We start from the raw sequence: 13,712 nt of genomic DNA, 5'->3' as shown, positions 1-13,712 counted from the left end.
CCTTGGTTGAGACCACGTGAGTCTCCGTTGCGGCATCGACGTCTTGCTGCCCCGAACTCCGCGACGACGTCTTGCCGCTGCTCAATCCGAACGCCTTCTTGAACCCTGACGCCATGCGCGACGTAAATCCGCGGCGTTTGCCCTGCGGCGCCGCGGCGACTTCGCCCGCCTCCGCCATATTGCTCGATGTCTTGCTCCCCGAGCCGCCGAATCGCAAGCTGCTGGAGCCCGCCCGAGAGACGTCTATGCTGTGGCGGGCGCCGCTCAACGAGTTCTCCGGCGCCAACGACTGCGGCGTCACTCGCATCGAACCGCCCACGGATCTGCGACGCGGCACACGGTCGCCGGCGTCACTGTCGTGCGAACCGAGGCGCAAGTCGCTCAGATCCTGTTCCACATCTCGTCTCTGTGAATTGTACTCCCGGATCCAGGCGTCCGTATCGAAAGCTCCGGTCACGCCTTCGATCCACTCACTTACTTCGCGAGAATCGTCATCGCGCGGCTGGTTCCGTCTTGGGTACATCGATGCCGGTCCTCCGGAAATCAAATTTGGAACCTCGATCCTATTGACGCCGGACGGCTCTCCTTCCCGTCGAAGCAGGACGAACAGTCGCCGATAGCCGAAACGCCGACGCTCGTTTGCAAGGTCACGCAGCTTTGCCCGCAGCGCCACCTCCGGCGGTCGGCAGGACCGATAACGCACCGTCTTGCGGTCGGCGGATATGATCTGGCAGGCCCGCCGCTCCGAAAGACCCATCACGGCCTTCAGATGCGTGACGGCTTCACGCTTGGCGGCAGGCCCTACCATTTTTTTTTGCAAGAAGCTCGCGGAGCGCGGCCGCATCCAGCATCTGTTCGGCCAGCAGCTTTTTCAGCCTGGCGTTCTCGTCCTCAAGCGCCTTCAGCCGCTTGGCCTCGGACACTTCCATACCACCGTATTTGGCTTTCCAGTTGTAAAACGTCGCTTCCGAAATCCCGTGCTTACGGCAGAGGTCGGCCGCCTTCGCGCCTGCCTCCTGCTCCTTCAGTACCGCAATTATCTGCTCTTCGGTAAACCTCTGCTTCTTCATTCGTCCGTCCTTTGATGGGCCGGACTCTAATCAATTCTGGAGGAAATTCGCAGTGGCAGGTCACCTTCACCACCTAAGGGGTCACGTGGCTCCGCTTTTCCAAAGCATCTTAGAATATCGATTTTGCATGATGGCGACCAGTCCGGTTGCACTAGCATATGCGTAATCTGCAATTGGAGACCAACAACGGTGAAAACAGAACAGGCCCGCGGGGCGGTAAATTTTCCGAGACGCCTCTAACATTCAAGCTAATCTTAGCCCTGCCGCGGCGCAGACACCTCCGACGGACTGTCAGCCGATTCGACGATGGTCTGGCGAAGGGAGCCACGCTTTCGCGGATCCTCGAGGCTTGGGCTGAGGTAAAGGGATCAGGAGCGGCGCATGCAACGCGCACCGCCCGCTTCATCGAGTCTAGCAGTCACGTATCCGCTTTATAGGCCGGACATGTGAGCGCACCGTTCCCATGTGAAGCGACTGAAAAGAATGCGCTTCATCACACCTTTCACTCTCAGGAGAGACCGCCATGGATAACTCAGAACGATCGCTGCGCTACAACATTTCCGAGGAAGATGATCGCACCCGGGCCATGGCGGGGTGGATCGAGAATATGACCGGGGCACAAACGCTTACGGGCATGCCGTCCCGATCAACGCCAGATCCCCATGCTCTTTCGCCTTCGTCGCCAACGCGACCATACTCGCTCTCTTCCGAACCTCCAATTAAGGTGCTCGACAGATCGACATTTGCCAGAAAAGTAAGGGAATTTTACGGTGATGAAATCAAGCACATTTCCGTCAATCCACAAGAGTACTCGCCCTTCGTGTCCTCTAAAGCCCTGCGTACGGCTACCATCGCTCGACTCTACGGCGGCACCGACAATGATACGCCCAGCGCGCGATATTTCAGCTATGATCTGGGAGAACGAAGCGTTGGGCTTTTAAGAACAGAGGATGGATTTAGCATCGAAAACGAGCCGTGGCGGGAACTATTTCCCGGTCGAAGAAGAATCACGTCGATTGTAGACCTTCGCGTTACTCATCCGCTTGTCGAGAACGCAGGCGATATTCTGCTCGAACATCAACTTCAACTCGACGGCGAACAGCCGTTGATCATGTCACGTCCCGCTACGCCGGAGATGGGAACCCGTCTAGAGCAGATGGGTTTCGTTAATGTGGGTGAAAATCGCTGGGTGCTCGACCCTACGCAACATCCCGACAAGTGGACAAAGAATAGCAAGGGTGGATGGCAGCGCGCCGACAAACCTTGGAGTTATCTCTCTAAAACCGTGGAGTATCTTAGCGACGATGAAGCAGGTGTCGAGGAGCATTCGAGTGACGCCAGTGTCGAGACAGATTCATCCGATGATGACCCGTCTTGGTACTTCGAACACCTCAATTTGAACCGCGGCTAAAAGCTTGCCTCATCGTGAGGACTTTTTGCGCCGCCGGCTGAGTTGATACGCCCTTGTATTACGGGAGGACGCAGGCGAAGATTAGAGACTGCAATAATTGCTGCGACTCTCTGCGACGGCCCGCCTCATGCTGCACTCCGATCCTGCCGCGATGCAGATTGGCGGGGCTGGCTTCTGGGTGGTCCGCAACGATATCGCCGTTGGGGGTATCTTCTGATAATGGCCGTCGGGTTCGAAAACCTTCTGGTTGAGCCCCTAAAAGATCACCCAGGTACTCCCCAGGCGCCTCATGAATAACGACACCGAAGCGCTTGAACTCGAATCGCTCGTATCCGGACCCGTCGCCAAGCCCAAGGCGACCGTCCGACACGATGTCGATGAATGATCGACGTGCGAGCTGACCGGAAACCGCAAGGTCCGGTCGACATCATCGGGACGCGCCCATGGGCCCCATCGGCACGCGTCGGCGAATAGCGGCGAGATCCGTCTCGTCGGCGCGTTCCAGTTCTCGACCATCGGCGTGCGCACATAGCCGAGCTCTTATGGCCGTCAGGCCCACTCGACGCGACGCCAACTCGCATGCCAAACTTTTCGTGATCAAGATCAGGCCCCTTCCAGGCAGCGTAGCCGTTGCGTCTGGGGCGCCCAGCAACCCGCCCAGCGAGGCCACATTGAAGATCGCAGGGCCGCGCGGCAACGCCGCACCGCACCGTTCCGCTTCCAGGAAGATCCACGGCAACGACAATGTCGCCGTTTGTCGCAAAGGCATCGACCAGAGCGCGGCCAATCCCGCCTGCAGCGCGTGTAATGACGGCGGGTGTCTGCTTGCTTCATGGATTAGCTTCTCCTGCTCCGGCGTATGCGATCTAACGCTAAAGGAGCCAGATGACAGCAAGTTAGCACCACGTCCCGGAAAAGAAGAGTTCGGCACCAGCTGAACGCGCCGCTATTCCGCCTCGGCTTTTCATGCTCTTTGCCGCTTCCGAGCGTATAGACCGGGTCGTTAGAATGCGATGTTCCGATCGGCTGCCTGAAACCGAACCGCTCAAACTCTGGCGACGCCGCCTGCTGTGTCTGCTCCTCGAGCCAATCATAGACCACTGTGCGGTCGGCAATTCTCCACTCCCCTTCCCTTTTCAGAAAATGGTCGCAATATCGACCACATAGGAGAAACCTGGCAACGTTTGATCCGGCCGCAGTCCGGCCCTCGTTGGAGCGCAGTGAAGTAGCTCTCGACAGGTGCTTCAGCCGGGCTGATAAACTCAATCAGAACGTTGGTGATCTGGTGGATGTTGCGCGGTTCGGTCTTGAAGACACCAAGCGTGAACTCAATGAATCCCTCGGCGGAGCCCGTGTACGCTCCGTGAACGTCCTGCGCATCAGGCCAGAAGGAGCTGCGCAGCCCCGCCTCGTCCGCCCGTCTATCCCGCGGCAATACCGATAGGACAGTCGCGGATCGTTTCGCGATCATGCAATTCGACCCATTTTCGTGGTCCATGGCCCGTCGCAAGTCTGGTCTTGAGTTGAAAATGGCGTTCTATGCATCTGCGAACGGACATTCGCGCCGTCGGCGCTTGACTTGGCCTCGCAATGCCACTTCCCAGGGAACGTCTGTGAACTCAAACAGCGTGCGTAGGACAGCAACTCCCGCGCAATCAAGGACCATTGGTGCGTTGGATTTTGTCTGCAAGAACAGCCAGGGCCTCTCTGCGCTTGTGTGGAAGGTAGCTAACGGTCCATTCGGCGACAATGCGATCGACGAGTTCGCCAGAAAGAGCCCAATGTCGACTGGATCCCCGTTTGCGGCCGCCGGGGCTGCCGGTGCCTGTCTCGGCGAAGTCTCCTCCAAAGCCTGTATCCGAACGATCCTGCCTGGCTCCCAATCGGGCTCGTCTGACCGAGCGGGAGCGGCTGATCGACGCGAGGGAGAAATCTGGGGCCAGGCGGCTCGCCTCTCGGCGTCACCCCACGTTAGGCTGGTTATGCCATCCGCGGGCATCAAATCGGGGTGAAAGAAAGTTCTAAGCCTGGTGTGGTCGAGCGGCCCGACCTGCCCTCCTCAACTCAAGCACTCGAGGCGAGCCGCCATTTTACCGGTGTAGGTCTATTGTCGAATGCCTGACAACCCTATGTCGGGTCGCAAATGGAGGGAACCGGACAAAAAACTCTAACCAATTGAAAACTAACGCAATTTTCATTGGCATGGCCCTTGCTTCTTGAACCGCGACGTTAAGCAGCAACGGAGCCTTTAATGCCCCCACCAATGATTTCGCTCAAGAACCTGACCAGCACGACAACTATGAACCAACTGCTGGCCACAGCGAAGTCCACTGCTTGCGCCGCGTCATTGTGCGGTTCGTCCGCAAAGCCGCACCACGTCGAGCCGGCTGTCTGGGAGAAAATCACGGACCTTTCCTGCTATTTAGAAAAAGCGCACTACTATTTCGCGCGCATGCACGTCGTAGCCGCACCAGCTTGCAATATCCAGTGCAACTACTGCAATAGTAAATACTGCGCCAACGAAAGCCGGCCTACGCCTGACCAGGCGCTGCGAAAGGTCGTTGCGGTCGCCAATGAAGTCCCTCAGCTTTCCGTGCTCTTTATCGCCGGACCAAGCGATGCCTGTTATGACCGGAAGAAGACAAAGGCGACATTTGCACGCGGAGCCACAGAGGTCCCCGATATCAAGCTGTGTCTTTCAACCAACGGTCCGGCAGTGCCAGACCGTGTCGGCGAGCCTGCTGACATAAATGTTGATCACTTGACGATCACCATCAAAATGGTCGATCCGAGAGCCGGCGCGAAGATATCCGCGCCACTGCAGGGCCGAGCCGCAGCTCAGCAGAAGCCCGGATACAAGCAGACCCCGCGAGCACATAGGCATCCAAGTCTCGATATTCGTCCAACATGCCTGGCACTCTCGGGCGCAGCAGCGCTGAGCTCTTGGTCATCTCCCCGCGCAAAATCCCCGTTTGCTCTCTTTGATGCTTCGGGAGCATCCCGATCACCGCTTCTGTGTCAGTCTGCTCCCGTCTCCAACGCTGCGGCGACCTCCTTGCGCAGCCATTTATGCTGCGGGTCGTGATGGCACCGCTCGTGCCAGATGAGCATGACCTTGTACGGTGCCGGCTCGAGGGGTGGATCAACAACCCTAAGCGGCAGCATCGCGGAAACTTGGGTCGCAACGCGGCGCGGGACGAGCAATACCAAATCCGTCCCCGAAGCCACCACCGCTGCCGTGAGAACGCTGGAAAAAAGTATGGGACTACGATCCTCTCGCAGGTTGGGCAAGTGGTCGTAGATCGGGCCGAAATGGTCGGGGGAGTCCGTACTGATGGCAGCGTGACGCAAGGTCGCGAAGTTGTCGATCGTCCATTCCTGCGCCAGCGCGGGATGGTCGTGGCGCAACAAACACGCGAAGCGGTCTGTATAGAGACTGCGCCGAAAATAGCCAGGCAGTTGCACGTCAATATGCCCAACGGCCAAATCAATATCACCTTGCTCAAGCCCCCGCACGGCACGATCAAACGGCAAACAGGCGAGTGTGTCGAGATGAGGGGCACGCTCGCGTAACCACGGCAGGAGGCGCGGTAGTACAGCCAAAGCTTGATGATCGGGGATCGCGAGCGTTGCCCCCCTCCCCCATTCTTTTGAGATTACGCTGCGGCTTGTCACCATCTCTCGGATCGTACGCAGTGCCGACGGCAGCCTTTGAGCCAAGTGTTCGCCTTGCGGCGTTGGGATCAAACCCGTTGAAGACCGCACCAGCAGGTCATCATTGAACATGCCGCGCAGCCTTCCCAGTGCCCGGCTCATCGCCGGTTGACTCCGCCCGATGTGCTGGCCCGCGTGCGTCACGTTCCGGTATTCGAGCAGAGCCTCGAGCGCGACCAGGAGGTTGAGGTCTATTGATGCCAAGTTTATCTGGTGTCCAGTGAGGCGCTCTCCTCTCCAATCTTGCAACATCTTTCGCCTATAAGCGAGTTGATCCGTCACCTCTTTTTCTACATAGCGTTTCATGACGTTCATTCCTCAACAATCAATTCCGGGTCCAACGTTTTCGAGTTCATCTCGGCGGTGGAGCGCGGGTGACAACCTCATGGCATTGTGCCATCACGCGTCCAAGGGGCGGCCAGATCTGTGTGACGATGGCGATCACATGGAACATCGGGGTGTCCCACAGGAATATAGCGCCCGTGTCGACTTCCCCGAGCCCGTTGCAACAGTCTCGGATCCGATGCTGGGGTGCTTGGGTGAAAGAGGCGCACGCGCTCGAGCACAGCGTTGCAATAGGCCTCGGTCGCATAATACGCGATGCGGTCGATGTCGCTCAGGTGAACACCTGCAGATGCGAGGCAATATTGAATCGAACGCATTGGTAACTTGTTGGAGTGCTTGATCCGGTTAAGGCGCTCCTCCTCGACCGCCGCTATCACTCGCCCGTCGCGAACGGGAACCGCAGCCCCATCGTGCATAAAGGTGCTCGGTAGATCGGACGAATTTTCGTAATCTTTGCTTAGACCGCCACTGAGCCCTAGACACAGCATGTTGCTCTCCAGTTCGTTTCGGAAGGTAGGTCGCTCTGGCCTGGCCACCGGCCTTCGTAGTTTCATAGGGTGGCGCTTGACAGTGCAGCTAGAGCTCACGGGGTCGAAGCCGATACCATTAGTGACCGGCGCGGCGACATTGCCGACAACCGATCCTGCGCAACCTTCTTGATCATTGTTGCGACGCCGCACAGAAACCCGGGCCGAAGCGCTTGCAGCAGAACTGCCTAACCTATCCACATCACTCAATCCTTCATATTTCGGCCCGACAGCCGCAAGAAAACATCACGAGGTTTGGTGGCCCTGCAAAAGGCGCAGACCAAGTCCTCGCGGCTGCGAGCGCGCCTGCTCTGGCTTCTAGTGATTGTGGGAGATGCACTCACAGGTTAGTCGACCAGGGAACAGTGCTTCTTGTGAGAGCCCTATCAGCACTGAAACGGGAGAAGCAACGGTGAAGATTCTGCCCGATCACGACCAGCGTAAGATAACAATCGAGGCCAGGCAACTGACAGAGGGCTCCAGGTCGAATTTCCAGCATCGTCTCCGCACCTGAGGACCCATTTTTTTAGAACTCCACATAATCTACACAGCGCTCTTCAGCGTTTTCTAAGGGCAATCGTTTTGAGCAGTAAAATCGTTTTTGTGGATGGAATGCGTGCAAAAAGGAATGGGTGGATTCATAGCAAGGCGAGCGGCACTTTCAAACAGCGGCCGTGATGATCAACGTTTACGGCAAATCCGCCTCCGACGTCGGTGCCGACGACCGATCTCCGAAATCCTCGTGTATCGTCGTACCCGCAACACTCCTTCTCTACTCTGGTTTTCAGCCGATAAACCTAGCCGCAGCTTCGCCAGTCGGCACGTCGATAAGCGTGATCGGGCTTGCTGCAAGGAAACGGCGTTGGTTGTTGGTCGGCGCTGCCGCATCCAGCACCGCAAAACGTGGTGCGTTGGATCGCGTCATGATCCGTCGGGCGTAGGTGCGCAGCATCTGGTCGTTGAAGCGGCAGCCGATGAAGAAGAGCCTCTGTTGGTGCGCCGCTCCTTCACCGCTTCGCTGACCCACCTGAGCGGCGGAACTCCTTCCGTCGCTGATGAGGCCGTTGATGGCCTGCTCGCCCGGCCTTCCGGTGGGTCGGCCGGCATCGAGACAGGCGATTATTACGCGGCGGGCGCGGCGCGCGAGGTTTCGATGCGCTTCAGTCCATCGGTGATGGCCGCGAGCCCTTCCCGCAGCGTCTGCCCTATAGTGCCCGGACCGATGTCGATTGGAGGATTGTCAAGCATGGCTACAATGTCGCTGCCGTTGAGATAATCGAGCTTCTTCTGGACTGTGGTTCGGACACGCTCGGTCGCGCTCGACAGTGCCTCACCGTTGCGTTCGGTGATGGCGGAGAGCTGATCTGAAAGCTCTCCTCCGAACTGCAGGAAGATGTCGTCGACATACCTCCACGTTCCGCCGCGGGCTTCCACATCGACCATCTGGTTGATCTTGCTCTTTACCTCATCCCGCAGCGTCAAGGCAGTGTCGAGATGAGCCTGCCATATAGCTATGATACTTTCGACCGAGTTCTCGATGGATTTGGTCCTTTCGGGCTGGTCTGCGATGCCAAGAAGGACCAGAAGTTGATCATCGTTACCGAGCCGCGGGACCACCGCTGCGATCAGACGCTCCACAACCGCGCGCCTACGGGCTGCATCGCCTAGTTCCTTCGGCCATTGCGACGACACTATCTTCGCAATCCTCTCAGAATTCGCGTTCTCTAGCGGATAAGAAAGCTGTCGCTCCTGAGCCTTTGCCTTGATCAGACGGAACAAGGACTCTACTACCTCGTCTTGATCGAGAGCGCCCGTTGGAACTCTGTTCAGATCGATCCCATTCACCACGACCTCTTCGCGGCGGTCGCCGTTTGTCTCGCCCTGCCCCGCCCCATCGGGCATGTCATCCACATATTGAAGATTTCGCAGATTCTCAGGATAGGCCAGCATCAACAGAAGTCGGCCGGCGAAGTTGTGCAGCGTTGCCTCCTGCTCTTCCGGAGGCGTCGCAGCCAGCACACGTTGCAGCCAATCCGCGATCTTCGTGGTCAGATGGGACAACTCTGCGGTCTGTCCCGCGCCAATTTGCGCGCTGAGACTTACTGCGTGATTGGAAATGGTCGCGGCCGCGGCGGCAATGCCCTCCTTCACTTCCGGGAGAAGCTGCTCCAGGAGCTCAGCCCCGCCTTCACGCTTGCTTCTCTCTTCAGTTTCTTCAACACTCCCTGCAGAGTTCCCTTCCGCGCTATCGAGCGCCGTCATCGGCCGATTGAATTCTTCAGAGTCGTCGGGTGGAAGAAATTGGGAGTTCTCCTCGGCGTTCATCTCAAACTGCTGAATGTCTTCTTCAGTTAAGATTCCTGCTTCCTGCATGTCAGGCAACCTCATGCGGAAGTTCACGAAATACTTCTTCATCACCTTTTGGACCTGCGGGAACCCGGCCTTTCCACCATCAGCCAACTTGACGAGGATAACGCCGTTTTCGTTCATCCTGCCCGTGCCTCTCCGCAGAAGCGAAAAGTTCTCCTTACTACTATCCTCATCATCTTCAAAAGGCATGTTTTTCAAAGTTTGTGCCAATCCATTGAGCTTTTTCTTACTCACCAGGACAGCAGGCTTCCGCAGATCGCCAACCGTGCCGACCGCAAAGCAGAACTCCAAATCCGCTCTGTTCTTCGTCTGGTCGATCAACTGCAGAAATTTCTTCGCTCTTGTCCTATTGTGCTTCATTCCGGCCATTATATCTCTCCAGTTTCCTGTTCTAGATCAGTGTACGTCGGTTGATAGGGTGGGACAGGATCTGATCACCCAACTTCCCGAAGATCTGCCTGATGGAGGTGACCGCGCTCTCCAGCGGTCTAGTCGAGCGGGAAAGCGGCGCGCCGAGATCAAGCGACGATCGCCGCCAGTCGCAGCCGTGACCGCCTCCGATCCGGCCGGCAACCGACATGCCGACCTCTCCCGCCGCAGACCTGCGTGGGCGTCTCGTGACCCCATAGGGCTTTCCCAGCGCCAGTCGGATGCTATCCCGGCGTTCATAAGAAATCTGGACATCGGAATTCTGACAGCAGATTGCGGGACAACGGGCTCATCACGCTGTCAGGCTGGAGGTTAAAAACCGCCCAATGGCGACCGGACACCAGTCGTACCTGAATAAGGTCCCCTCCTCCCAATGGCTGCTTATCCGCCTCATTTAAGAGGCGAAACAGCGCCCAATGGCCGCTCTTGGAGAGGGTGGCGCCTTGAAAACCGATGAAAGCGACGGAAGCGCCGCCGACGCCGCCGGCCGTAGGCCAATGGAAATGCATGGCCGCGGCGGCCGTTCCTCGTCGATGTTCGAGGCGCTGGCCGTCGATGTCTACCACCACCTGGTCTGTCAACGGATCGGTCTCGGCGACGGTGAGCAGGAATCCAACTGACACCTGGCCGGCATCATCGAACATGGTGTCGCGGATCGTGGCTGCCCGTTGGAACTGGGCCAAGGTATTGCGGCCGATAGGGAAATCGACACCGCTCGTTGGCCGAAACTGCCACGAACCTTTGGATTTGTCGACGAATGGGGAAAGGTTCTCGGCGAAGAAAGTGTCGATCTCCGCCTTGCGGCCGAACAGCCGGGCGAAATCGCTCAAAGGGATATCCCGGCGGGATCCGCTCGCGAAGGGATACCGTCCTTCGGTAGCCCGTCGGCACAAATCGCCGGGGCCGCCCGCCCAACCGCTCGCCAACCCGCGCCTCATGCCGCTGACGGTTAGGTCCGAGCTGTGGCGGCTGAGGCCGAGGATCCATTGCCGGATGGGTTCGGGCAGATCGGCCGCCCCCGCCTCGATCTGTTGGATGGCGACGCCCGCCTGCCCGTTGTGTTCCAAGATGTTCGAACCCGCCAGCCCCTGCGCCTGGCTGAGGGAGCGATACAGTTCGCCGAGATCCCGGAGAGCACTGTCGATCGGCGCCTGCGCGCCCGCTTGGCTGTTCGACGGCACTTCGACCAGCTGGTGCAGCCACCGGAAATGATCGCCCATATAGAGCTGGACGTGAGCTTCAGGCGTGTCCGCGGCCGGTTGAGACCGGAACAGTGCCTCGAGCTCGCTTGGCAACACCTCGCCCTGGGGGACACTGTCACCTTTCGTCAAGCCGTCCTCGGGAGCCGGTGGTTGCTTGAGCTTTAGCTCCTGCGCCGCCGCGAAAAGGAACAGGCGCATTGGTGACGTCGGCGCGGACAGCGTGTTCAAGGTGCGCAGCGCGTCATCGATACCCCCAGACGGGCGGATGGACATATCGCCAATGAGCTGGTCCCAGCGCAACGCGAACTCCTGAGCGTAGAGATCCGCCGCCGAACGCCGCAGCTTCTGGCTCACATCACCGGCTGCAATCGGCGCGACTACCTGTGAGTCGAGAACCCAGCCTTCTGCAGCGACAGCGTCAGCCACTTGCGGCAGCAATCGCAGGAAGGTTCCGTAAAACCCCGCCCTCGTGTAGATGCCAGGAACCCCCTCGCTGAGCGGCTGTCCCGATTTGCGAGCCAGGACGCCCTGCGCCAGCGGCCCGGCATGGTCGGCCAGACGCCAGGTTGGCGCCCGCGAGGCTTCGGGACTGGTCGCGATGATGTCGAGGACGCGGCGCGCCATCGAGACGGTCTGGAGCTTCGCGCGGCTCCTCTCGATCAGTTCGCCATTAAGCTCACTATGGGGCAGCGGCCCTTCCATGAGTGCATCCAGGTGATCAGCGAGCGCGCTGCGCAGGCCGGCATCGGCTTCGGCCGGAAACATCACTCGCCAGTCGGCAGCCATCCAGTTTTTGACGACCGCGCGCTGGAGCGGACCCTGCTGACCCAGCATCAGGTAAACCTTTAACGCCTGGTAGACGAACTGATCATCGTCGTGCCGCTCGACCAATAAGGTTTCCAACCGGAACATCAGCCGCGGCAGCAGGATGGTGTTCACGGCGCGGCGGTACGCCGCGAGCGTCTGAACCTTGATTTTCTTACTTTGGTCGAGACCCGAACTTGATAGGCGGCCGCCCGCGCTGTCGCCGTTGGCATCACGCAGCCGCTGAAGCAGTGGCAGGATGGGTCGAAGATCGCCACTCTCAACCCGGTCGAGCTTCAGCTTTTCAGCCCCTCTGGCATAGCTGCCAGCCATTAGGCGAACGCTCTCGATCAGCTGAACATTCCGAATATAGCTGAACGTCCATAAGACGCTGGCGGTAACAATGACCGCCGCTATCATCGTGTAGGCGCCATACCGGATCCGCCGCTGGCGCCGATCGAAGCGGTGATTGGCATCGACGAGCCCAGCTTCGGCGAAAACGACTTCGCGCAGCAGCCGGCTGATGAAATAATTACGGCCCGGGCCACGAAGCGCTGTACAGGGCGGCTGAGCGATCTCGAAGGTCTGAGATCTGGCGTTCGCAACTCGATCGAAGGGCATGCCAATTTGCGTGCCGCTTAAGAAGTAGACGCCGCGGAGCATAAGCGGTTCCTGGAACGAATTCCCGCCAAAGGCTTCCTTCAAGAACTGTTGCGTCAGGTGCTTGAGGCTAGCGACCTGCTGTGGGAAGCCGAACATGAGCGCACGACGCTGGAGGTTGCTTTCGTGCTGCATTCGTTCAAGCAGCCTTTCGTTTAGGCGGCCAACAAGCGCATCGTATGCTGCGGCAAACGCCATCGGATCGCCTTCGTCCTCCGACGCCTCTTGCGCAAAGGTGAACCCCCACACCGCCTCCCGCCCCTCGCGACCCAGATCGTCGAAGAATTCAACAAATCCCGCCAGCAGATCGCTCTTAGTGAAAAGCACATAAATCGGCAGTTGCAGGCGAAGCTCCCTGTACACTTCGAGGAGCCGCTCACGGATACAGCGCGCGCGATCGGCGAGCACTTCCTCGGATGTAGAATTCAGCTCGCTGATTGCGATCGTGACTAAGACACCGTTCAGCGGCTGCCGTGGCCGGGAGCGTCTGAGCATACGAAGCAAGCCACGCCAAACCGCTTTGTCCCGGTCTGCATCACCCTCCTGTACCGTGTAGCGCCCAGCAGTGTCGACGAACACCGCGTCATCGGTGATCCACCAGTCGCAGTTTTCCGTACCCGCTAACCCACCGGCGGCTCTCAGACCGGACCTCGCCGCCATCGGAAAGCTGAGCCCGGAATTGACTATTGCTGTGGTCTTCCCCGAGTTGGGCGGACCGATCATCACATACCAGGGCCGCTGATAGAGCCACCGCCTGCTGATACCTCCTGCGTAGCGGCGCCCCTTGAGTGTGGTAAGGGTCTCGCGGAAACGATGACGAATCGCCTCCAGCTCTCTTTCAGCAAGCGTGCTGGCTTGCCCCACACTTCGGTCGGAAGGCCTTGGGTCTCCCTTCTTCTGCTCGGCCCCACCCGCGTCCAGCGCTCCCGACACTCGTGATTGGACGAGGTCTTCAAAATAGGCCTGAACCTTGTAAAGCTGGGACTGGATCAAGTAGATCACGGTGTATCCGACCGGAATCAGCATCGATGCCGCGATCTGGCTGCGAAGGCTGTCAAGCGGCGCAAATCCTCCGACCGAGATATGCGGTCCGAGCGTGAAGATTAAGGCACATACGATCGCCGCCCCGCCGACACGGAGCCATTGCCACCTAAGCGCTTTCTTGATTGACTGCATGGCT

Annotated in this window: 4 protein-coding genes and 5 pseudogenes; 2 read left to right on the top strand and 7 right to left on the bottom strand. The window is 58.7% G+C overall.

Annotation, left to right across the window (positions count from 1 at the left end; all coding sequences use genetic code 11):
• Positions 1–547, bottom strand: a pseudogene (locus BBJ66_RS35445) (hypothetical protein); the annotation flags it as partial.
• Positions 548–559: 12 nt separating this feature from the next.
• Positions 560–1,070: pseudogene (locus BBJ66_RS33525) on the bottom strand (transposase); the annotation flags it as partial.
• 523 nt (positions 1,071–1,593) lie between these two features.
• On the opposite strand from BBJ66_RS33525, the gene BBJ66_RS22115 reads away from it, so the two are divergent.
• The gene (locus BBJ66_RS22115) at positions 1,594–2,481 is read left to right on the top strand and encodes a hypothetical protein (protein ID WP_008536079.1); all 888 of its coding nucleotides are present in this window, start codon (positions 1,594–1,596) and stop codon (positions 2,479–2,481) included.
• 2,251 nt (positions 2,482–4,732) lie between these two features.
• Positions 4,733–5,290 (top strand): annotated as a pseudogene (locus BBJ66_RS33510) (radical SAM protein); the annotation flags it as partial.
• Between the two features lie 209 nt (positions 5,291–5,499).
• On the opposite strand, the gene BBJ66_RS22095 reads toward BBJ66_RS33510, so the two are convergent.
• The 5 genes and pseudogenes from BBJ66_RS22095 to tssM form a co-directional block, all read right to left on the bottom strand.
• Positions 5,500–6,510 carry a LysR substrate-binding domain-containing protein gene (locus BBJ66_RS22095; RefSeq protein WP_012489527.1) on the bottom strand — a complete coding sequence of 337 codons (1,011 nt, stop codon included), beginning with the start codon at positions 6,508–6,510 and terminating at the stop codon, positions 5,500–5,502.
• A gap of 191 nt (positions 6,511–6,701) precedes the next feature.
• Positions 6,702–7,028, bottom strand: a pseudogene (locus BBJ66_RS33505) (carbamoyltransferase N-terminal domain-containing protein); the annotation flags it as partial.
• Positions 7,029–7,851: 823 nt separating this feature from the next.
• A pseudogene (locus BBJ66_RS22090) lies at positions 7,852–8,090 on the bottom strand (SIR2 family protein); the annotation flags it as partial.
• Positions 8,091–8,189: 99 nt separating this feature from the next.
• Positions 8,190–9,806 carry a hypothetical protein gene (locus BBJ66_RS22085; RefSeq protein WP_012489526.1) on the bottom strand — a complete coding sequence of 539 codons (1,617 nt, stop codon included), beginning with the start codon at positions 9,804–9,806 and terminating at the stop codon, positions 8,190–8,192.
• A gap of 296 nt (positions 9,807–10,102) precedes the next feature.
• On the bottom strand, positions 10,103–13,708 hold the full coding sequence (tssM, locus tag BBJ66_RS22075) for a type VI secretion system membrane subunit TssM (RefSeq protein WP_012489525.1): 3,606 nt from the start codon (positions 13,706–13,708) through the stop codon (positions 10,103–10,105).
• Positions 13,709–13,712: the final 4 nt, after the last annotated feature.

Origin of the sequence: Rhizobium sp. RSm-3 (assembly GCF_001854685.1) — a bacterium.
Taxonomy (GTDB): domain Bacteria; phylum Pseudomonadota; class Alphaproteobacteria; order Rhizobiales; family Rhizobiaceae; genus Rhizobium; species Rhizobium ecuadorense.
This window is presented reverse-complemented; position numbering and strand designations above follow the sequence as displayed.